This window comes from Pelatocladus sp. (assembly GCF_059505505.1).
The window spans coordinates 13649-36512 of record NZ_JCACKS010000241.1 but is presented as its reverse complement, the minus strand read 5'-3'; the positions used below and the strand labels follow the sequence as shown (position 1 = coordinate 36512).

At 39.4% G+C, this 22864-nt stretch carries 19 protein-coding genes and 1 tRNA gene; 16 read left to right on the top strand and 4 right to left on the bottom strand.

Going from position 1 to position 22864, the window contains the following annotated elements:
* Positions 1–456: 456 nt before the first annotated feature.
* Positions 457–529, bottom strand: a tRNA-His gene (locus tag AC5JMK_RS24370).
* 111 nt (positions 530–640) lie between these two features.
* On the opposite strand from AC5JMK_RS24370, the gene AC5JMK_RS24365 reads away from it, so the two are divergent.
* The 4 genes from AC5JMK_RS24365 (at position 641) to cobA (ending at position 3750) form a co-directional block, all read left to right on the top strand.
* On the top strand, positions 641–1057 hold the full coding sequence (locus AC5JMK_RS24365) for a DUF4359 domain-containing protein (RefSeq protein ID WP_096677927.1): 417 nt from the start codon (positions 641–643) through the stop codon (positions 1055–1057).
* Positions 1058–1409: 352 nt separating this feature from the next.
* Positions 1410–2099 carry a manganese catalase family protein gene (locus AC5JMK_RS24360; RefSeq protein ID WP_096677926.1) on the top strand — a complete coding sequence of 230 codons (690 nt, stop codon included), beginning with the start codon at positions 1410–1412 and terminating at the stop codon, positions 2097–2099.
* A 140-nt stretch (positions 2100–2239) separates the two neighbouring features.
* Positions 2240–2959, top strand: coding sequence for a sirohydrochlorin chelatase (locus AC5JMK_RS24355; protein WP_096677925.1), 720 nt, complete (start codon positions 2240–2242; stop codon positions 2957–2959).
* The gene (gene cobA, locus AC5JMK_RS24350) at positions 2956–3750 is read left to right on the top strand and encodes a uroporphyrinogen-III C-methyltransferase (RefSeq protein WP_495911212.1); all 795 of its coding nucleotides are present in this window, start codon (positions 2956–2958) and stop codon (positions 3748–3750) included. The genes AC5JMK_RS24355 and cobA overlap by 4 nt, the downstream gene beginning before the upstream one ends.
* A gap of 211 nt (positions 3751–3961) precedes the next feature.
* On the opposite strand, the gene AC5JMK_RS24345 is transcribed toward cobA, so the two are convergent.
* The 3 genes from AC5JMK_RS24345 to AC5JMK_RS24335 form a co-directional block, all read right to left on the bottom strand.
* Entirely contained in the window at positions 3962–4828 is an 867-nt protein-coding gene (locus AC5JMK_RS24345; protein ID WP_495911211.1) for an Hpt domain-containing protein, read from the bottom strand.
* A 496-nt stretch (positions 4829–5324) separates the two neighbouring features.
* On the bottom strand, positions 5325–8588 hold the full coding sequence (locus tag AC5JMK_RS24340) for a GAF domain-containing protein (protein WP_495911210.1): 3264 nt from the start codon (positions 8586–8588) through the stop codon (positions 5325–5327).
* A 546-nt stretch (positions 8589–9134) separates the two neighbouring features.
* Positions 9135–10331, bottom strand: a complete 1197-nt coding sequence (locus tag AC5JMK_RS24335; protein ID WP_096677917.1) for a response regulator — start codon at positions 10329–10331, stop codon at positions 9135–9137.
* 2168 nt (positions 10332–12499) lie between these two features.
* On the opposite strand from AC5JMK_RS24335, the gene AC5JMK_RS24330 reads away from it, so the two are divergent.
* From AC5JMK_RS24330 to cpcF, 12 genes are all read left to right on the top strand, one after another.
* Positions 12500–13432, top strand: coding sequence for an RluA family pseudouridine synthase (locus AC5JMK_RS24330; protein WP_096677916.1), 933 nt, complete (start codon positions 12500–12502; stop codon positions 13430–13432).
* Between the two features lie 675 nt (positions 13433–14107).
* Positions 14108–14626: a phycocyanin/phycoerythrocyanin subunit beta gene (locus AC5JMK_RS24325; RefSeq protein WP_096677915.1), complete on the top strand. Its 519-nt coding sequence runs from the start codon at positions 14108–14110 to the stop codon at positions 14624–14626.
* Between the two features lie 175 nt (positions 14627–14801).
* On the top strand, positions 14802–15290 hold the full coding sequence (locus tag AC5JMK_RS24320; protein ID WP_096677914.1) for a phycocyanin alpha subunit: 489 nt from the start codon (positions 14802–14804) through the stop codon (positions 15288–15290).
* A gap of 217 nt (positions 15291–15507) precedes the next feature.
* Positions 15508–16347 (top strand): phycobilisome rod-core linker polypeptide, encoded by an 840-nt coding sequence (locus tag AC5JMK_RS24315; protein WP_495911209.1) that lies wholly within the window; start codon positions 15508–15510, stop codon positions 16345–16347.
* Positions 16348–16550: 203 nt separating this feature from the next.
* Positions 16551–17321 carry a HEAT repeat domain-containing protein gene (locus AC5JMK_RS24310; protein WP_096677912.1) on the top strand — a complete coding sequence of 257 codons (771 nt, stop codon included), beginning with the start codon at positions 16551–16553 and terminating at the stop codon, positions 17319–17321.
* Positions 17322–17441: 120 nt separating this feature from the next.
* Positions 17442–18074, top strand: a complete 633-nt coding sequence (locus AC5JMK_RS24305; protein ID WP_096677911.1) for a HEAT repeat domain-containing protein — start codon at positions 17442–17444, stop codon at positions 18072–18074.
* Positions 18075–18731: 657 nt separating this feature from the next.
* Positions 18732–19250, top strand: a complete 519-nt coding sequence (gene cpcB / locus AC5JMK_RS24300) for a C-phycocyanin subunit beta (RefSeq protein WP_096677910.1) — start codon at positions 18732–18734, stop codon at positions 19248–19250.
* Between the two features lie 78 nt (positions 19251–19328).
* Positions 19329–19820, top strand: a complete 492-nt coding sequence (gene cpcA / locus AC5JMK_RS24295) for a C-phycocyanin subunit alpha (protein ID WP_495911213.1) — start codon at positions 19329–19331, stop codon at positions 19818–19820.
* 144 nt (positions 19821–19964) lie between these two features.
* Entirely contained in the window at positions 19965–20831 is an 867-nt protein-coding gene (locus AC5JMK_RS24290; RefSeq protein ID WP_096677908.1) for a phycobilisome linker polypeptide, read from the top strand.
* A gap of 190 nt (positions 20832–21021) precedes the next feature.
* Positions 21022–21267: a rod-capping linker protein CpcD gene (gene cpcD / locus AC5JMK_RS24285; RefSeq protein WP_096677907.1), complete on the top strand. Its 246-nt coding sequence runs from the start codon at positions 21022–21024 to the stop codon at positions 21265–21267.
* 10 nt (positions 21268–21277) lie between these two features.
* Positions 21278–22108 (top strand): C-phycocyanin alpha-cysteine-84 phycocyanobilin lyase subunit CpcE, encoded by an 831-nt coding sequence (cpcE, locus tag AC5JMK_RS24280; RefSeq protein WP_495911208.1) that lies wholly within the window; start codon positions 21278–21280, stop codon positions 22106–22108.
* Positions 22109–22191: 83 nt separating this feature from the next.
* Entirely contained in the window at positions 22192–22836 is a 645-nt protein-coding gene (gene cpcF / locus AC5JMK_RS24275) for a C-phycocyanin alpha-cysteine-84 phycocyanobilin lyase subunit CpcF (RefSeq protein ID WP_096677905.1), read from the top strand.
* Positions 22837–22864 lie beyond the last annotated feature (28 nt).

Below are 22864 nucleotides of genomic sequence, written 5' to 3'. Positions count from 1 at the left end.
TTTTACAAAACTTTACAACGTGTCCCATTTTGCACGTATCCCGGCTGTACCCCTATTTCAGTGTGCAGATTCAACAATTATCTTTATTTATTAGGTTAGCGATCGCCAATGCTAGAACGTGGATCGGGTAGAATTAATCCTACTAGAATTAGCAAATCCAATAATTCAAGCTTTTATTACCGCTTGAATTTAATTCCTATGCTACTACTAGCGCACCGTCATTCGATTTTGGATTTTAGACTTCGTCGTGATCGCTCAGTCGAACGATTTTGGATTTTGGAGTAATCTGGAAGCCTGTACTATCAAATAAATATAGGTCATCAAAGTTTTATTTGGGGACAGATAAATACACAAACCCACATATCAATCAGAGAAACCTGATATTTGAGTTAATCTTCCCTTATAAATCTTGCCAACCTTAGTACGACTAAGCATATACTGTAGCTGACTACTGAGGGCGAACGATGGGACTCGAACCCACGAGTGGAGGAACCACAATCCTCTGCCTTAACCACTTGGCTACGCTCGCCATTGCGTTTCTGATTATAGCACTTCCTTGAGAAATTTATCCAAAAATTTTTCAAGGAACGGACTCAGGTAATCTTGAGTCTAAAGACAACAGCAAATTACCCTTTAAAAAATGAGATTTCTGAACATTATGACATATGTGGGAGTCTTTGGTCTAGCTGCCTTGGGAGTAGTAATGACTCAGACTAATCCCAATCAAGTTGAATATGAAGATTACGCAGCACAAAGATTGACAGAATATCTCAACACAAATGTCTGTAAAAAAACTCCAAAATTTTTAGAAAATGTCATAAAGTTTAATTGCAGGCAGGTAGTAAATTCTGCCCAACCGCAAATCCGAGAAATCATCGCTGAGAGTACCGAACGTCAAGATTTTATTGTTTTTAGTATTTATCGTACAGATTTAAATGTGAATTCTTTAATACCTGCATTGAGGGTTGACTCTGTTTTACCCTCTACACCTGGTTATAAATTTGAGACACTGGGAGCTTTTGACCAGTTTTACACTTATAAGGCTGAACAGCAATGAGGTATTGAGGAGCATCCTCACTAGTTAGCTTTTTTGTGCCAACCTACTTATGAGATTGAGATAACGATTTTAGATTTTAATGAAGTTTTTGTCAGAAAGAAATAAAGCTTTAGTTAGAAATAATTGAACAGCAAGTCATTCTTTAGGAGAAGGTGAAGACTTGCTGCAATGTTTAACATTATTAAATAGAGCAGCGTCACAAACATATTTTTTGCAAATACTAGTAGTTAGTTGTGAGATATTGCAACTGGTAATTATCTAGTGTGTGGATGAAGCAGTTAAATTTTTGATCAACACTTTATCCACATTATTTTGATGTCAAATCAAAAATTTCAAGAGAGGAAACTAATCGATGTTTTTTCATAAAAAAGAGACAATTCATGCCGTTAATGTCAAAGAAGCTAATCCACGTTTTGCCCAATTACTTTTAGAGCAGTTTGGTGGTGCAACAGGTGAATTAACGGCGGCTTTGCAATATTGGACTCAGTCTTTTCACTGTGAAAACCCTGGAATTCGGGATATGCTGCAAGATATTGCAATAGAAGAGTTTGGTCATTTAGAAATGGTGGGTAAACTCATCGAAGCTCATACCAAAAATGTTGACCAAACTGAAGCTTATAAAAGTACTTTGTTTTCTGTACGGGGTATGGGGCCACATTTACTAGATAGCCAAGGTGTTGCTTGGAATGCTAATTACGTCAATGAAGGTGGTGATGTTGTCCGCGATTTAAGAGCTGATATTGCTGCTGAAGCTGGTGCGCGTCAGACTTACGAAGCATTGATTAAACTAGCACCAGATGAAGGTAGTAAAAATACTTTAGTTCATCTTTTGACTAGAGAAATCTCTCACACCCAAATGTTTATGAAAGCACTAGATTCTTTGGGTAAATTAACAGATCCATTCTTTGGGAATATCCAACCTGATAGCACGGTTGATATTTACTACAACTTGTCCACAAATGGCAAAGATGAGCGTGGCCCTTGGAATTCTGAACCAACTTTCCGTTACATTGCTGATCCTGTCGCCGAAAAGCAGTCGTAGTTAATTAGTATTTGGTGTTAGTTGTGTGTTGGTTGTTGGAAAAATTATTTTTCTACCAACAACCAACAAAAAATAATAAAAGTAATATTTAGAATTTGCTAAAATAAATTAACTAGATGTATTAAATTGTACCTTTGCTAATGATGCCTGCATGTTTACTAGTATCCCACGGTAGCCGAGATCCGCGCCCAGGAGTTGCGATGCAGCAGTTAGCAAGGCTGGTAATTGAGCAAGTCCAAAGTGTTGGATCTGAAATTGTAGTTGATACAGCGTGTTTAGAACTCAACCCAGAACCTTTGCATCAGCAGATCATCAAGTTTGTAAGAAATTCAGCTGCTTGTGATAAGATTCGCCTGAAAGTTGTGCCATTATTTTTGCTCCCAGGGGTACATGTGATGGATGATATTCCCACTGAGGTAGCGTTGGCTAGACAGGCTCTTAGTCAAGAGATTTTGATAGAATTACAACCATATTTAGGTAGTCACTCTGGTTTAGAGTTGTTGTTGGCAAAGCAATTCGCCACTACAACAGCGACGGCGAGAATTCTGATCGCCCACGGTAGTCGCCGTCCGGGTTCGCAAACGCCAGTGGAAACAATAGGAAAAAATTTAGGTGCAGTCAATGCTTATTGGTCTGTACCTCCCAGTTTAGAAGTCAAAGTCAAAGAGTTGATCAATCTTGGAAACAAGCAAATTGCAATTTTGCCATACTTTTTATTCGCGGGTGGAATAACTGATGCGATCGCTCAAGTAACAGAAAAGTTACAATTACAGTTTCCTGATGTGGATTTGCAATTAGCAGAACCTCTAGGAGCAAGTGCAGAATTAGCTGATTTAGTTTGGGATTTGATCCAAGAATGAACCGCCAAAACGCCAAGGACGCCAAGAAAGAGGGGAAAAATTGTTTGGGAAAAGTTTATTTAGTTGGTGCGGGACCGGGAGATCCGGGGTTGATGACACTCAAGGGTAAGGGATTGTTGGAGTGTGCAGATGTTGTTATTTATGATGCTTTGGTTAGTCCCGCAATTCTAGAAATGATTAATCCCCAAGCTGAAAGAATTAATGCTGGTAAGCGCCGAGGACGTCATTCTTTGATGCAGGAAGAAACGACGCAGTTAATGATTGAGAAAGCCCAAGAACATGCGATCATTGTGCGGTTGAAGGGGGGCGACCCTTTTGTTTTTGGTCGCGGTGGCGAAGAGATGGAAGAATTGTTGCTAGCAGGAGTAAGTGTGGAGGTTGTGCCAGGTATTACATCGGGAATTGCTGCTCCAGCCTACACAGGTATTCCTTTGACTCATCGATTGTATAGTTCTTCGGTGACATTTGTTACTGGTCATGAGACAGCAGGGAAGTATCGACCAACTGTGAATTGGAGTGCGATCGCTCACGGTTCGGAAACGATAGTAATATACATGGGAATTCACAATCTGGCTTATATTACCGAAGAGTTAATAAAGGCGGGGTTGAGTCTGGAAACTCCCATTGCTTTGGTACGTTGGGGTACGCGTCCAGATCAGGAAGAATTAATCGGTGAATTGGGAACAATTGTAGAGCAAGTTGAGCAATCTGGATTTGAAGCACCTGCGATCATGGTGATTGGATCGGTGGTGAACATGCACAAGATTTTATCTGGTTATCGTCCGTTATGATCAATCTTATTTACAGTCGCTTCGCTCCAAGTTAAAAGTAAAAAGTAAAAAGTTAAAAGGCACTCATAAAAAACTTCAGTTGTGGGTATCAAGCCCACTTAAACACTCATAATTTTACCGAGACACGTAGTGCAAGGTAAAAGGTGTCCTTTTTTCAAGCCCACAGATTTATCAGTGGGAATCTTTCTTTTTACTTTTTACTTTTTACTTTTTACTTTTTACTTGTTTTGACATTGTCGTTTTGGAACAACGATTCTGATACTGTAAATTCCTCAAAAATATTAACTTTTTTATCTGAGTTAGTCACAATTTCAGTGGGTAATTGCTCAAATTGTCTTGTCAGTATCAATGTTTGCGATCGCTGCCATGTCAATAAGGCTAATTGAGCAATTTCTGTTACATCTGCATAGGATGCACTTTCTTTCAAGTGTTGTATTACTGACCGACAAAGCTGAGTAAATGCTTTTAAATTCAGTAGTTCTCCCAAATCATCCAACTGAGTAGCTATGATGATGACTTCTGATTTTAAATTAGACTTGTCTATCTTAGCTAATAAAGATTTGAGGTGTTGTAAGTATTCTTCAACCTCAGTTTGAAAAATTAATACTATGATGTCTTCCAGTTCGTTATATGGTGGATGTTGTGTCTTGTTATTTGCCAAATTTTGCTCACTCACATGCTTTTTTAATTCCTCAAAGACTGGAAAACAAAAACTTACTAACCATTGTTCATCCATAACATAGCCAACAGAAAGTAATTCCACTATCTGACGTAACCATTCAACACCGGATAATAGTAAACTATGTAACTCGCTGTCAATTTCTAAAAAGTTAGTCTGCTTTTTTAAAATTTGTAGCGCATCTTCTAAACGATGAGCAAAATTACTAAGCAAAGGAAAGCCTAGAAGCTCTGCACCAGCTTTGATAAAATGGATTTTTTGGAGGGCTAAATCAATCGTTGGCGAATAGCTTTGACACTGAGAGTTTAATTGCAAAAATATAGATTCTAGGGTATTCAAATTACCGTTGGCTTCTTCCAGAAACTTTGTCTGGTTTTCTAGTTCCCTATTTTTTAACATAGCTGGAATTATTTTTGATACCAAATACAAGGGAATACATGGTGAATGCGGAATCCAGAATTAAAAACAAGACTATATGTCTAAGAGGATATTTGAAAAGTCATGATTGATGTATCAAATATTTTTTACCCCACCCTAACCCTCCCCTTGTAAAGGGGAGGGAACCGGATTTCTCTTGTTTCCCCCCTTTATAAGGGGGGATTAAGGGGGGTAATAATGTAATTAAAATTACAGCCAATCACTTTTCAAACAACCTCTAAGCTATGTAGACAAACAACAGCTATCGTAGATATTATTAATTCCGAATTAATTGGCAAATAATGTTTACTCAGGAGTTACTCAACTATAAATTAGTAATTAAAATAAAACTGTCAAATATTGTTCAATTTTCATTATTTATCTTTTTAATTTTTCTTAATTAAATGTTTAACTTATTTGAACAACAAGAACCCCGACAACTTTTGTGAAGTCGGGGATCTGGATCGGTCTTGTTTACTTAAACTTTGAAACTACGAACACTTGCTTGTAACTGTTGGTAAATTTCTAAGGTTTTTTGCAGAGAAGCGGATACTTTGCGATAGGAACCACCAGTCATTTCAGATACTTTCGCAATTTCTTTCATTAAATGAATGACTTCTTTAGAAGTTTGCACTTGAGAGACTGTGGCTAGAGAGATTGACTGTACTAATTCGTCAACTTGGTAACAAACATTGAGCATTTGATTTAAGCTGTATTTGCTATCTTCAACCAAATGAGTTACTTCTATTACCTGATCACTTCCTAATTCTATTGTCTTGACAACTTCCCTAACTTCTAGGTTAATATTAGCGGCGATTCCTTCAATTTCACCTGTGACTGTAGCACTTTCAGTTGCCAGCGCAGCTACTTCTTCAGAAAAAGAAATCAAAGCATCACTATCTCTACCCACGCGACTTGTTTCAATTCCAGCATTGATTGCTAACAAGTTAGTTTGTAAGGAGATTTGTTTAATTAAAGAAGCCAAGCGAGTAATATGTTGCGAGTAGTCTCCTAAACGCTTGATTTTTATAGCTGTTTCTCCCATTGAATCCCGCAGGCTAAAGATATTTTCGACGGTGAGATCCATCGCAGCGTCGCCAATTTCGGCGGTAGGAGAGGCTGTACGAGCAACTGCTGTAGCTAATCTAGCATTTTTGGCTACCCCTTTGATGGAAAGCCGGATTTGATCAACAACATCAAGAGAACGATCTATTTCCTGGGTTTGTTTGAATGTGTCAATGGCGAGTTGGCTGATTACTCCTGAATTTTCTGCGATCGCACTATTTAATTGCGTAGCAGCTGCTTTAACTTGGATGACAATTTCGCGCAAGCTCTCGACAATGAAGTTACAAAAGTCTGCGATCGCACCGATTTCGCCTTTGCTAACTTCTACATGTACCGTTAAATCGCCTCTTTTGGCTCCCACAACATCATCTAAAAGTCTGTTGAGTTGTTCTTGCAGTTGTTCTGCTTGCTGACGTTGCTGTTCGGAAGCTTTTTCACTTTGTTCTAAAAGATTAGCTCTTTCTAAAGCCAGTCCGATTAATCTGGCGAATTGCTCGAATAACTCAATTTCTGCTTGTTGCCAAACGCGAGTTCTGGTACATTGGTGGGCAATTAACAAGCCCAGTAAATTACCACCCAACAAAATCGGTGCTTCTAGATGCGCTTTGACTGCAAAAGATTCTAACTGTTTGACGTAAACTTCCGAAAAACCTGCTTGATAAATATTGTTAGCAGCCAGTACACCACCTTGGCGATGCTTTTCTCTGTAATCTTGCACAGCAGCTTCATTCCATCTTTGTTCTACGCCAGGCAAACCTTCAACTACAGACTCGGCTAAAATACTACCTTGCCAATTTTCATCAAATTTACAGATGACGACACGATCTACTTTTAAGGCTTTACGGATATCTTGAACTGCTAAGTTGTAGATTTCCTGAGAATTGAAAGTTCCAGATAAATGGATGGCAAAATCTTTGAGTACTTGGCTAACTTCGAGTAAATGTACTCGTTCTAAAGCCAGCCCCACTTGAACTGCTAACTGTCGCAAGAAATTAATTTCAAAAGGTTGCCAAACATGGGGCGCCCAGCAGTAATGAGCAATCAAAAAGCCAAAGATTTGATTGTCTTTGAGAATCGGTATCGCTAATATCGCCTTGACTTGTAGTCTTTCCATTAATCTCAGATGTTCGGAAACCAAGTCTGTCTCAAAGATGTTGTTGGCGATCAGAATACCGTTGGTTGTGTAGGTTTCCACCAATTGCCTAGCAATCGAGGTGTCTTCAATGGTGTCACCCAAAGTTACTGGTAATCCAGGCGCCACAGACTCAGCGATCACTTGTCCCCTACCGTGGGGATTAAAGTGATAGACAACAACTCGATGCGCTCCTAGTGCTTGTCTGGCTTCTACAACTGTGGTATTAAATAAATCCTCGCAATTAAGTGATTGCCGAAGTACTGTGAGAATATTTGTAAACATCTTCAGGCGTTCGGCTTCGATTTTTTGTTTGTTGAGCAAGTCTTGTAGTTGATCAGCCATGCGGTTAATACTGGCTCCCAAGGTAGCAAATTCATCTTCTCCTTGGACATGAATACGGCTGTCAAAATTACCTCTAGCTAGTTTTTTCACCACCATTGTGGCATTTTGGATTGGTAGAGTCAGACGGTTGGCTAAAATAGCAGCGATCGCACCCACTAATAAGGCCGTCACAACCGTTCCCACAACTAATGCCAATAATAATTGTCTTTGTGTTCCCAAAGCGATCGCTTTGTCTGTACTCAAGACTAATTGCCAATTTAAGTCTGGTAAACCTGCTGTTTTTTGCCAAGGAACAAAGGTTGTTAAATCTTCGGCTTTACCTTTGCGATCTCGTAATATACGTGTTACTACTTGCTGCGATGTTTGTAATTTATCCCATTTGGGAATAACTTTTTGAGCATCTCTACCCAAGTGATTGGGATCAGTTGCCAAAAAAATCTTACCCGCAGGATCTATTAATTGGTACTCATCGTTAATTCTGGAAAGCTTATTGAGTGTTTGCCCTAAAGATTGTATCGATACAACTGCTTGGACAATATAAACAGTTTTATTCGTGATACTATCTTTAACTGGTGCAGCCAAATAAATTTTTGATTTTTCTATATTTGTAGTGATCAATGGCTGGCTAATATATGGCTTATTGGTTTTCAGAACCGCTTGAAAATATTCCTGATTTTTTTGATTAGGAAGTGATTCACCTTGGGTTTGTAAAAACACATTACCATTGAGATCTACAACAGCAATGCTTTCATAGATTTGATAGATATCTTGCAAGTTATTGAGCCGTGCTACTTTATTTTCGGCATCTAAACTATCTTTGAGTTTGGAGTCAGTCAGAAATTTTTGGTTAGCGAATAGCTGAATTTCTTGATATCGTTTCAGCATAAATCGCTCAATATTATCTGCCAAATTGCGGGCGCTAGTTTGTTTGATATTACTAATTTCTTTGATGAGAGATTGATTGACTAAGTAATATGTCATAGCTCCCACTCCCAAGGTTGGTAGTGTGGAAATCGCAACAGCAAAGGCGATGGCTTTGGTGCGGAAACTAACTTGTTTTGCCCATGCTATAACACTATTGATAGGAGAATAGAGAGAATAATTTCGGCGCTGAAGTACAGTTTCTGTTTCGGACGAAGTTCTAAATGTGCGCCGATGATAACCACTGTTTTTCGGTTCGGAATTAATTCTGTTAACCATTAAGTTATCTCTATGCTCAGAAGGTTAAGTAAGTCAGACAATTTTGGATTTTGGATTTATTCGTGGAATAAATCCGCTTTCTGTACCCTGCTCGGAATTATCGGGCAATTTTGAGATTCTGAAATGAAGCATTAAACTTTGAAAAATCTCTGCCTGTTATTAGCTCATACGTATATCAATGTTGAGATTTATTAGCATATAACGGCGGAAATATAACTACAAATAAAAATGACAAAATGCTTGTTTAACAAACCTTATTAATATCTGATTTTTGCTTTTTTATCTTAATAAAAGCTAGTAAAAATCAATCTAGTTTGAGGAAGCAAAAAATGATTGCATAGAGATAATTGGTTTGGTTTTGCTTCCTATATTTTTGTAGTAATACCAATTTAAAAAATCATCGCGACGCATGGATTGAAATTAAGCCAGAAGCACAAAGCATTCTCAATCCAAAATTTCAAATGGTATAACTAATTATATGTTGCAGAAAAGAGAAGATGACACGATAGTTTGTGCATCTACAATTCATCCTGAATTTTTGTACAGCTACTTAATGTGTTGAAATAGTTCTTTGAGTAAATCTGCCTGTGTAAAAGGTTTACTTAAATAGCCTGATGCCCTCACAAGTTTTGCTCTAGCTTTATCAATAAAACCTGTTCTACCTGTAATCATAATTATAGGTGTATCTTTAAAGTGAGAATGTTTCCGTACTAATGAACACAATTCATAACCATCCAAGTTAGGCATTTCAATATCTAGTAAAATCAAATCTGGTTTGAGGCGAATAATTTGCATTAGAGCCTTGAGTGGATCGTTAATGCCCATAACAGAAAACATTTGATCATCTAAGAATTTCCTAATAGCATTGATCACAGTAGGACTGTCATCAATACAGAAGACAGTGTAAACTTTTTTCTCAGCATTTGGTTGAGAAATTAAAGGACGGCTACTGTTGTTCTGACTGACAGGATGAGGTAATACGTTATTCTGCCTTGGTTTAGGCAATGGTTGCTGAGTTGGGGGGACAACATGGAGATGCTGTTGTCCAGGATTTGATTTACCTTCGCCCTTAGATATCCTCTGGGAAGTTTGTTGTCGGGGAGTAAGAGCAAATTCTGAAGCTGATTGATGATTTAGATGGCGTCGTCCAAAAGCGTCTGGCTGTGATGCTGTTGTGTCAACGCTAGATTCTGTTTTTCCATTAGGAATAGATGCATGATGCGATCGCTTTTGACAACGTTCGACTAACAAGCGCATATCCAAACGACAAAACTTTGGCATTTCATCCAAAAAGCTTTCTGGAGTAAATTCATAACTCCCCTCTTTGAGCAGCAAAAACGACTCTAAAACTTCTAAAGCCAATTGTTCCACCAATATCCCAGCTTGAGATGGAGTAAGATATTTCTGATTAACTAACCAGCAAATACCTAGATAATCTGGATTTGGTATTGCTTGATTCTCAATCCCAGTTTCAAAAATTGCCCGCAATTGCTCTTTGATGCCATTGTGGAGAGTAGGTATTTTTTGACTTAAACGCTGCAAGTGTTTGTAAAGCAGCTCAAACATTTTTTCTGTACAGCACGCATAAATTAATTTACCCTCCTCCACATATATTGACCAAGAACCCGAAGCTGTAAAAACTTGCAAACAACCGGTAGTAGACTTACTAGTTATTTTCTTCAACAAAAATAACGGCTGTAATGACTGATAAAACCTGTATCGATTAATAGGAAGTATCTTCATGGCTACTGCTCTCAAATAAAATCAAAATTGACAAATGCAAAATGGCTCCACTTGTTGCCATGAAACAGCGCCTGCTATTGCACCTATTTAACATTAGCTTATGGTGCGGGTTCATATACCCATATAAAAGGATAAAAAATCCATAAAGTAGATAATTAGTTTCAAAAATCAGTAGCAAACCTCATCAACAGCGCCATATTAGGATATTTAGTACTTGATACAGACTCTGCTGTTGGCTCTTGTAGCGAGATGGAATAGCAAATAGCATACAAGCAGACTGGTAAAAATATAATCCATTGGATTTGACGAGTAATCTTAGTTAGTTATTGACTAGCTCAAAATCCCTCATTTGAGAGTGAATATTGGGTATTTTGTCAATAATTTGATTTTATCGTCCCTAACTTATGCGATCGCATTGGCAAGAAGCTGGGAAAAGCCAAGGATACAAGAACAAAGGTAACAATATTATCCTTTTGACCCAGTTACACTCAAAGAGGAAAGCTCGAAGACTACACTTGCTCACTTTTTGGTTGATTTTTGCACGAATTTTAATAGTGGAGTAGAAGATGCAGCTGTGATTGGCTTTCAAAAAGGCAGTTTCTTCATATGTTCGGAAAACACCCTCTAAAACATTGTACTGATGATCTCGATGAATAGTTACAGTGAAGAATTACAACTCTAAGCTTCCATGATTTTGCTGTAATTCAACTAATTTACTCCATGCCTAAAAATTTATCTTCCTTACTTTTAGATTACTCTAATTTGAATAAAAAAGATAAATCCAGCATGAAATTTTCGATTGAGAAATAAAGAGAATGTGAAATAGAAAATATTTGCATAAGCAAAAATTTATTTATATTCAGAGCTAGGTTTTTAGTATCAATACCTAAGTGTACAAAAATGCACATATTAAGATTGAATGTATATCTGAAAGGACTTACACGAATACTACAAGGAATAGGATTTTCGTCATAATTTTGGAGTTGTACCAGACGCGATATATCACGTCTCTGGTGGGTTTAAATGTTAATCGATTTGTCTTATCCGAGCAGTATTGGGACTTACACAAGGTGTTAAATCTCATTTTTTGTTTGTAGTGAGGATTTTCATCCTCAAAATCAGGACTTTAAGCCTGACTACGAACTTAAAATAATCTGCTAGTTGCTTAAGTCCTGTCTTATTTATTTCATTAATCGTTTAAGTAACTTTTTACCAACTAAGTATCTACCATTTTGTTTGTGTTGATACATTTATATATTTGAGAGTGTTGTTCTTTTCAAGAATTACAACTAAATACTCTTGATAGTTCACATTACTAAATGAATAAAGAGTAGACTAATTGTCATCATGAATGCATTATAAGCTTATTGATATGATTTTTTTTAGCCAAAATGGCATTATCTTGACTGTTGATATACATATTCTCACAATCTAAAATTTATTCCGGATACAAAATTGAGCAATTCAGAAAAATGAACTGTGAAAATTAGTGTTTCATCAGCATAAGTAGTAACGAAGTCAAACTAGCTATCAAAGCATCTATTTAACCGAGAAAAACTCTATGCTTGATAATATGCATATATGTTTTATACAAAAAACTTTATTCTGAATCAAAACATACAAAATCCCAAAACATAGTTCGATTTTTTTAAATTAAGGTTTATCCGGATATATCATAAAAATAATGTATTTATAACAGTAAGTATTTTTGAATGCTCAATATTAATAGTGCAGCGCAGCCAAAATGACTACGCAGCAAAGAAGGAACTTTAAAAGCTCCAAAATTGACATGAAATTATTCTGCGTTTTTATTAGCAGCTTCTGATACAAAAATCAGCCAAGTTCTCTTAGCTGTGTAAAGATTAAAAGGTAAGTGGGAAAGGTATTTTCCCCCTCTAAAAAACAACTACATACATTTTCTTTTGTCCAACAACAATAAACTTGAAAAGTAAAGTCTGGCAATGGGTGCAATACCAGCATTGCTGTCACCCCTCACTATGAAAATAGAGCAAAGCGTAAAGTGTCAGGGAGAAAAGAAGCATGATAAAGTTGCTGTTCTATATCTGATAAGAATTGGTTAAAATAATAACGTCAACCAACATACAAAATTTTCTACTATTCTCCAGAAAAGCTAAACTACAAAAACTGGAGATGAGATCAATACAACTGTGACCGAAATTAGTTTACAAGTAGAAGAACCGGGAGAACGCTTAGACCGTTACCTTACTGAACAATTAACAGACCTATCTCGTTCCCGCATCCAACAGTTAATTGAACAGGGTCAGGTTCAACTTAATAGCAAAGTCTGTATATCCAAAAAGATGATTGTGAGACTGGGCGATCGCATCACTGTTACCATTCCCCCAGTCGAACCCCTCGAACTGACCGCAGAAGATATCCCCTTAGATATCCTTTATGAAGATGACCACATATTAATTCTCAACAAAACAGCAGGATTAGTTGTTCATCCTGCACCTGGTCATCCAGATGGGACTTTAGTAAACGCCATCTTAGCCCATTGTCCTAACCTACCGGGAATTGGTGGTGTGCAACGTCCCGGAATTGTGCATCGACTAGATAAAAATACAACAGGGGCGATCGCTATTGCTAAAACTGAATTAGCTCATCAACATCTCCAAGCACAACTTAAAGCTAAAACCGCCCAACGAGAATATCTAGGTGTGATCTACGGTGTCCCAAAAACAGAAAGCGGTACAGTAGATTTACCCATCGGTCGCCATCCAGTAGACCGAAAAAAAATGGCTGTTGTCTCAACAGAAAAAGGTGGAAGACCTGCGGTTACTCATTGGCGAATACTTGAACGTCTGGGCAACTATACATTAATGCACTTCCAATTAGAAACCGGACGTACCCATCAAATTCGTGTCCACAGCGCCCATGTAGGACATCCCATTGTCGGCGACCCTGTTTATAGTTCTGGCCGTTCGGTGGGTGTAAATTTACCAGGTCAAGCTCTCCACGCTTGGCGACTCAGATTACAGCATCCAATCTCTGAAGAATGGATTGAAGCCACTGCACCTATTCCTCAAACATTAACTACTCTCCTTGAAGTTTTAAAACGACGAGTTGTCATATTTTGACCATAAAAATATAAATGAGAAATCTTTACGAATCTTCTTTACTCATTGTTACATAAATTTACATATTTTTCATTCACTAAGCTTCCGTAAGCTTGAGAAATATCTACTTTGAGCTACAATTTTTCGAGAAAAGTGCAGATTTAGATTTTAAGTATTTTGACTCAAATCTAAAATCCATCAAATCGTTACGTACAATACAGATTTTTAATTGGATCGTCTATCAAAAAGAAACAGAAAGTAAGCTTTTTTATGAAAGCAAAGTTAGATTTTCTGTATTTTTTGCTACTCTTTATTTTACATAATCACAATATTAAGTTAAATAAACAAAAGTATCTGAATGTAAAATTATTATTCGTTGATCAGTATATAAGCCTGCTATATCAAAGGTTTCACGGAATTCTCTAGAGTTTTACACTTGTTAAATAAAGTTTATAAAAAAAGACCGCAAGCCACATATAAAATACGAACTAGGTTAGAAAGCAATTTAAACATTCAAGACAATAAAGGTTTTTTTGGCTAAATATTTGCACATAGCAATCATGAGAATTCAGTTTGTATGTGCAATGTTTACCGAGATTCGTGCTGTCTATTTGTCATGATTCCTATCATTGCTTCTAACAGAAAAAAACTGATTTAATGATTTGAATTTGCTGCTGTGAATACGAGGAGAAAAAAATGCTTGATGCTTTTTCCAGAGTAGTTGAACAGGCTGATAGAAAAGGCGCTTACTTAAGCGGTGACGAAATCAACGCTCTGCAAGCAGTAGTTGCTGATAGCAACAAGCGCTTAGATATTGTTAACAGACTCACCAGCAATGCTTCCTCTATTGTTGCTAATGCTTATCGTGGTTTAGTAGCAGAACGTCCACAAGTGTTCAATCCTGGTGGTGCTTGCTTCCATCACCGCAATCAAGCTGCTTGTATCCGCGATATGGGATTTATTCTGCGTTATGTTACCTACTCTGTACTAGCAGGTGATTCCAGCGCTATGGATGATCGCTGCTTGAACGGTTTACGTGAAACTTATCAAGCTCTTGGTACTCCTGGTGATGCTGTAGCTTCTGGAATTCAAAAAATGAAAGAAGCTGCCATCAGCATTGCTAACGATTCTAATGGCATTACCAGAGGTGATTGCAGTCAGTTAATGTCTGAAGTTGCTAGCTATTTTGACCGCGCTGCTTCAGCCGTTGCTTAAAAATTTTACTGGTCGGAGATTGCAATAATTTAAAAGTGTCTTTTGTCATTATACCTGGGTCATTTGTAATTACATAAGGCATATAAAAATAAGTTGCATATACGGCTCTTTGTGTAAATTTTGAGCAATAAATTTTTGAGTTCTTTTTAGTTAGCAATTTTTGGAGAATTAAATCATGAAAACCCCATTAACTGAAGCAATTTCTGCTGCTGATGTGCGCGGCTCTTACCTAAGCAACACTGAACTGCAAGCAGTATTTGGTCGTTTTAATCGTGCTCGTGCTGGTTTACAAGCAGCCCAAGCATTTACTCAAAACGGTCAAAAATGGGCAGAAGCAGCAGCTAATCACGTTTATCAAAAATTCCCTTACACTACCCAAATGCAAGGGCCTCAGTACGCTTCTACTCCAGAAGGTAAATCTAAGTGCGTACGTGATATTGATCACTACTTGCGTACTATCAGCTACTGCTGTGTAGTTGGTGGCACTGGTCCCTTGGATGAATACGTAGTTGCAGGCTTAAAAGAACTCAACGGCGCTCTTGGCTTGTCTCCTAGTTGGTATGTAGCGGCTCTAGAATTTGTGCGTGACAATCATGGTTTGACAGGTGATGTTGGTGGTGAAGCCAACACCTATATCAACTATGCAATTAACGCATTGAGCTAAATCTATACAGCAAGGTCCTTTGTCCTTTTTTAATGGCTAATGGCTAATTGAAACTGGTTAGTAGTTAGTAATTGTTGAGCGTTAATAGTTGTTTGTTGTCTGGAACAACTAACAACCAACAACTAACAACTAGCAAGAGTGCAATTAGCAATTAGCCATTCGTTGTATTTGAGAACAAAAACAATAAAACATTCGTAAACATGGAGCGATTGTCAAGATGACTACTTCAGTCGCAGAACGCCTAGCAATTAGAGATGACATAGGCAAAAAAACCGAGCTGCGTCAAAATTGGAGTGAAGATGAATTGCAGCTAGTATTTCGGGCTGCTTACGAGCAAATTTTTGGTCGTCAAGGAGTGTACGCTAGCGAAAAATTTATCAGCGCTGAAGCAATGTTACGTAACGGTAAAATCAGCGTTAAACAATTTGTAGAAATTCTTGCAAAATCTGAATTTTACAGGGAATGTTTCTTTTATAAAAATTCCCAAGTACGGTTCATTGAATTGAACTATAAGCATTTGCTGGGACGCGCACCCTACGATCAATCAGAAATTGCATATCACACGGATATGTATGCTTCTAATGGTTACGATGCTGAAATAGAATCGTACATTTACAGTTCAGAATATGACAATGCCTTTGGTAATTATGTTGTTCCTTATTACCGAGGATTTCAGTCAATTCCTGGTATGAAGACGGTAGGATATAACCGTATTTTTGAGCTTTATCGTGGTAAAGGTAACAGCGACAACGCTCAATTTGGTGGCAAAAATTCGCGCCTGCGCTCAAAAATTGCCATGAATATGTCAAATTCAATTGTGCCACCATCATCCGTAGGTCTTGGCTTCGCATCAATTGCACCAACTTTAATCACTTCTCCTGCATTGGGAGATAGTCGCATGTTCATCATCGAAGCGATCGCTGGTGGATTAAACACAAAAGTTGCAGTGCGTCGTAGCCGACAAGTTTACACCGTACCTTATGAAAGGCTCTCAGCTACCTACCAAGAAATTCATAAGCGTGGCGGTAAGATAGTTAAGATTTCACCAGCCTCTTAGAACAAAGGGAATAGGGAATAGGGAATGGGGATCGGGGATCAGAGATCGGGGAAAGGGGACAAGGAAGACAAGGAAGAATCTTTTCTTATGAATTTTCCCAATCCCTATTCCTCAATCCCCGATTCCCGATCCCCGATCCCCATTCCCCGATCCCCGATCCCCATTCCCCGATCCCCTATCCCCTATCCCCAATTCAAAATCAAATGACTGCTGCATATTCTGTTGAACCAATTCTTTCCCAAGAAGCAGCGATCGCAGCACTAAAGGGCGAAGATAACCAAATTCGTTATTACGCTGCTTGGTGGTTGGGAAAGCATCAGGTACAAGCAGGTTGTACAGCGTTGTGTGAAGCCCTATTTGATGAACGCTATCGTATTCCATCTGGAGGGTATCCTCTACGCCGTCAAGCTGCACGTGCTTTAGGACAATTAAAGAACCCGCAAGCTGTACCAGCGTTGATTGCTGCATTGACATGTGATGATCTGCACCTGCGGGAAGCCGTAATTCAGGCTCTAGCAGCTATTGGTGATCAGCAGGCTGTTGAGCCTTTGCTGAAACTGCTGCAATCCTCTCAAGAGCAACCATTAGAAGCCTTAATAGAAGCCCTAGCAACTTTACAAGTATGGTCTGCTCGTTCCCAAATAGAACCCTTTCTCAATCATGCATCTGAGCGAGTACAATGTGCTGCGGCACGATATTTGTTTCTTTTAACCCAAAAACCCCAGTACATTGAACGTATTATTAATAATTTGCATCATGATAATATGTATTTGCGCTGGGCGGCCATATTTGATTTGGGGGCTGTTGGTCATCGTCAAGCAATAGATGCAATTCTTGCTGCTGGGGTTCCTAACAGTTTGAAACTGTTAAATTTAAAACGTATTTTAGAAGCTTTGTTAGATCAAGAACAAATAGATAAGGAAATAACTGAGTTAATTTTTCAGGCAATTGATGATTTATTGATTCAACTTTAAGTTAGAGGTTTTTTGATAATAAGATCCCCGGCTTCTTCGAGAAGTCGGGGATATAACTCTGTTCAATTTTACAATCTTCGTAATCAACAATTTCTTTCATATCTGCAATCTTTAACAATTATGAATACACAGAAGTTTGTGAATACTGAGGAACTGATTTCCCAATTAAACCATGCTCTCGTGCCAAATGATGCGGTATCTGCAATTGCTGCAATTTCTGCTAGTGAAACTACGGAAGTCAGGGCGATTTCTGCTTTAATTCAAGCTTTTGGCCATCATCACCCTTCTGTAGGTAAAGCAGCAGTTGAAGCTTTAGTAAAGCTAGCACCTGCAAGCGTAGACCCACTGATTATTGCTTTCCGTAGTTCTGCTGATCAGGGCGTGCAGGCATATATTATTCAAGCTTTAGCATTAATTGGCGATTCAAGAGCATTTGATTTGTTAGCCGAAGTTGTTGGTACAGAAGTAGCTAACCACTGTCAAGGAAATGTCCGTCGGATTGCTGCACGGGGACTCGGAAAAATTGGGAGTAGTACTGATGAACCAGAAATTATTCACCGTGCTATTGAAAAACTAACTTGGGCTTTACTCTCTCCAGAAGATTGGGGGCTACGTTACGCTGCTGCGGTTTCTCTCCAAGAAATTGCCACACCAGCAGCTTATGCAGCCTTACAGGCGGCGTTAAATCAAGAAACAGACAAAGTAGTGCGATCGCGTGTTACAACAGCCACAGCAAAAAATCTGCCAGATTAACTACAAACGGTTTTTGGTAATGGGTAATTTAAGATACTGACGATTTTCCCATACCTAATCCCCAGTCCCCGATAGCTATGCTTGGGGGCTTCCTGCCAATCTTTGTGACAAATTTCTGCAACTAGCGGCAATTTTAATAATTTTTTTGTTAAAAATTCTTAACATATAGCCATGTCTATCAAATTCATCTAGAGCCTGAATAGATTGTGATATCTAGGATTTAGAGATGCTTAAGAAAATATAAGCAAAGAAAAGTTGCGTCTGATCTTGCTATTTTGTAAAGTAAAATTACGAAAAAATCAACTTATTCTCAGTTAAAGCCCTTGTATGTAAAGGTTTTGAGGCTTTTCTTATTGCTCTATCTCATTTATTCACAATTTGTAACAAATAATGCCCCTGTAGCGTTGTATAAACATAAGCTGGAGGGGTTAAACGACAGGCAAAACTGAAAGATGGCACTCAATTCGTAAAGTTTGCTAGTTTCTCATAAAATCACCCCAGTTTCTCATTTTTCTGGTTCTGTTTTCAGAACAGGGAAAATGAAGAGCAAAAGAGAGACACTTTTGTTTAATGTCTGTTATAGTCCAATCCAAATTGATAAAACAATTACAGTTTTAATCAAGACAGCACTCAATTAAGGAATTAGGAGAATCTTCCATGTTAGACGCATTTGCCAAGGTGGTTTCTCAGGCTGACTCCAGAGGCGAATTCTTGAGCAACGAACAACTCGATGCTCTAACCAATATGGTCAAAGACGGCAACAAGCGCCTGGATGTAGTAAACCGCATCACCAGCAATGCCTCCACCATTGTTACCAACGCTGCTCGTGCTTTGTTTGAAGAGCAACCCCAATTGATTTCTCCTGGTGGTAATGCTTACACCAACCGTCGCATGTCTGCTTGCCTGCGCGATATGGAAATCATCTTGCGCTATGTTACCTACGCTATCCTCGCAGGTGATGCTAGCGTTCTTGACGACCGTTGCTTGAATGGCTTGCGCGAAACCTACCAAGCTCTGGGTACTCCCGGTTCTTCCGTAGGAGTTGGCGTTCAAAAAATGAAAGAAGCTGCTGTTAACATCGCTAACGACCCCAATGGAATCACCAAAGGTGATTGCAGTGCTTTGGTATCTGAAGTAGCTGGCTACTTTGATCGCGCTGCTGCTGCTGTTGCGTAATAAAACATAACAAAAAAGCCCAGAACCAAAAATCTAGGTATCCCGGCAAAAAATTACGAAACGTTAAGGAGATTTAACATCATGAAGACACCCATTACCGAAGCAATTGCAGCTGCTGATACCCAAGGTCGCTTTTTGAGCAACACCGAACTCCAAGCTGTTAACGGTCGTTTCCAACGTGCTACTGCTAGCATGGAAGCTGCTCGTGCATTGACCAGCAATGCTCAACGCTTGATTGATGGTGCTACTCAAGCTGTATATCAAAAGTTCCCCTACACCACTCAAATGAGCGGTCCTCAGTACGCAGCTGATAGTCGTGGTAAGTCCAAGTGCGCTCGTGACGTCGGTCACTACCTGCGGATGGTAACTTACTCTTTGGTTGCTGGTGGTACTGGTCCAATGGATGAATTTTTGATTGCTGGTTTGAGTGAAATCAACAGCGCTTTTGAATTGTCCCCCAGCTGGTACGTAGAAGCTCTCAAGCACATCAAATCTAACCATGGTTTGTCCGGTCAAGCTGCTAACGAAGCCAACACCTACATTGATTACGCAATCAACGCTCTGAGCTAGATAGCGTAATGCCCGGAGAGGGATGCAGCTGTGTGGAATCACCAAGCAGTTGAATCTCGCTCCGGGCATAGTTTTATCTGGGGATTGATAAAAAATATTTATCAGACACGCAAAAGTCCGCGTGTACATAAATAGGGGAAAAAAATGCCGATTACAGCAGCAGCATCCAGGCTAGGAACAGAGGCTTTTAGCAGCACCAACGCAGCTAAAGTTGAGTTACGTCCTTATGCAAGCAAAGATGATATAGAAGCGGTAATTCGCGCCGTATACCGACAGCTTTTGGGTAATGACTACATCATGGCGTCGGAACGGCTTGTAAGCGCAGAATCACTTCTGCGAGATGGCAACTTGACAGTACGAGAGTTTGTGCGTAGCGTTGCTAAGTCAGAACTCTACAAAAAGAAATTTTTCTACAACAGCTTCCAAACTCGGTTTATCGAACTCAACTACAAGCATTTATTGGGTCGTGCTCCGTACGATGAGTCTGAAGTGATTTACCACTTAGACTTGTACCAAAACCAAGGGTACGATACTGAAATTGACTCGTACATTGATTCGGTTGAATACCTCAACAACTTTGGTGACAATATTGTCCCCTTTTATCGTGGTTTTGAGATCCAAACCGGACAGAAAACAGTCGGCTTTACCCGAATGTTTCGCTTGTATCGGGGTTACGCTAATAGCGATCGCGCTCAGGTAGAAGGTACAAAAACTCGCCTAGCTCGTGAACTAGCAACCAATAGCGCTTCCTCAATCATTGGGCCATCTGGCACCAATTCTAGCTGGGGATTCCGTGCAACTGCGGATGTGACTCCCAGAAAGAACATGGGTAATGCAGTCGGAGAAGGCGATCGCTCTTATCGCATTGAAGTAACTGGACTTCGTAACCCTGGCTTCCCCAGTGTGCGTCGTAGCAGCTACGCTGTCGTTGTACCCTACGAACGCCTTTTGGACAAAATGGAGCAAATAAAACGCCAAGGTGGCAAAATTGTCAGTATCACCCCAGCGTAATTAATCGTGATGAGTTAGATAATAAGGGGCTATGAGTTAAGAATTATGAGTCATGAGTTATGAGTTATGAGTTGAAGAAAATATAAAATTTCAAACTCCTAATTCTTAACTCCTAATTCTTAACTTCTAGTTCCGACTTTCTAACTCCTAACAATTGCCCAAAAGCTAGTTTTATAGGAGAGTCACAAGAATGTTCGGTCAAACCACAGTTGGTGCTAATGGCATTTCTAGTGCAAACAGCCGGATGTTTCGTTATGAAGTCGTAGGCTTACGGCAAAACGAAGAAAACGACAGAAATAACTACGACATCCGCAATAGCGGTAGCGTATTCATGACTGTGCCATACAACCGCATGAATGAAGAAATGCAGCGAATTACTCGTATGGGCGGCAGAATCATCAAAATCGAGCCTTTAGGCACAGCAGAAGCAAACTAACGCTTTGGCAATGATGGAACCAAGTGCAGAAGCATATTCTGCCGAAAACGCTTCGCCTTTAACAAAAGAGCAAGCGATCGCTAACCTAAAATCTCCAGATTTAAGTCTCCGCTATTACGCCGCTTGGTGGCTAGGTAAATTCCGTGTTCGTGATCTTGAAGTTGTAGATGCTCTAATTGTGGCATTAGAGGATGAGGCTGACAAAACAGAAATGGGAGGCTATCCTCTGCGCCGTAATGCTGCAAGAGCATTGGGAAAATTGGGCGATATTCGAGCCGTACCACACTTAATTCGGTGCTTAGAATGCTCTGATTTCTATGTGCGTGAAGCCGCAGCCCAATCCTTGGCAATGCTAGGAGATATAGCAGCAGCTCCAGCACTAATGCAATTGTTAAGCGGTGGTATTGCAGCTGCTGTTCAAGAACCGGAACGTCCTCATCTCACCCAACCATATGAAGCGGTTTTGGAAGCCTTGGGAGCTATTGGTGCAACTGAGGCTATTTCCTTAATTGAACCATTTCTGGAACATCCAGTAGCGCGAGTGCAGTGTGCGGCAGCCAGAGGAATGTATCAACTTACACAAGACACTTCCTATGGAGAGCGTCTGATTAAAGAGTTGGACACTAACAATCTCCAAATGCGCCGCGTCGTCTTGGGAGATTTAGGTGCTATCGGATATTTGCCCGCAGCAGATGCGATCGCCAACGCCAAGGTAGAAAATAGTTTTAAATTGATTGCTCTTAAAGGTCTGCTAGAACATCAACTTCAACAGGAGTTAGATGTTTCCTCTATTTCTAAGGATGCAATCCGGCTAATGAACTTAATGGATTCACTTTTATAGTCAATTGTCAATTGTCATTTGTTGTTTGTTTTATGACTAATAACTAATGACCAATAACTAATGACCAATGACTAAAATGACCAATGACTAACACCCAAAAATTAATTCGCGCTCTTACAGAAGCAGACTCGCCAGCGCGAATAGTAGCAGCAGTACAAGAACTAGCAGCAGCCAAAGATGAAGCAGCAATTGAGACATTAATTGCTGTATTTGGTTATAACAATCCAACCGCAGCAGTCGCCGCAGTCGCTGGGTTAACACAATTGGGAGATGTAGCGGTTCCACAGTTATTAGCACAAATTGATGACTATAACTATGGTGCTAGAGCCTACTCAATTCGTACCTTAGCTGCGATCGCCGATCCTCGCGCCCTAGATATATTGCTGACATCTGCTGCTACTGACTTTGCTCCTAGCGTTCGTCGCGCCGCAGCCAAAGGATTGGGAAGCTTGCGCTTTCAGAAACTGGATATCCCAGAACGTCAAGCAGCACAGGCTAAAGCATTGGAAACTCTATTGTTCATTTGTCGAGATGCAGATTGGTCAATTCGTTACGCCGCGATCGTCGGTTTACAAGCCTTGGCGAAAATACCTGAACTGCAACAGCCAATCCGAGAAACATTTGCCGAAATATTAGCTACCGACGCCGAAAACGCTATCCGCGCCAGGGTACAGTTAGCTCAGAAGCAAATGTTGGGGATTGGTTTAGTAGTTGGTAGTCCTGCATAAATATACACAGAAAATTGGTATTACAGTT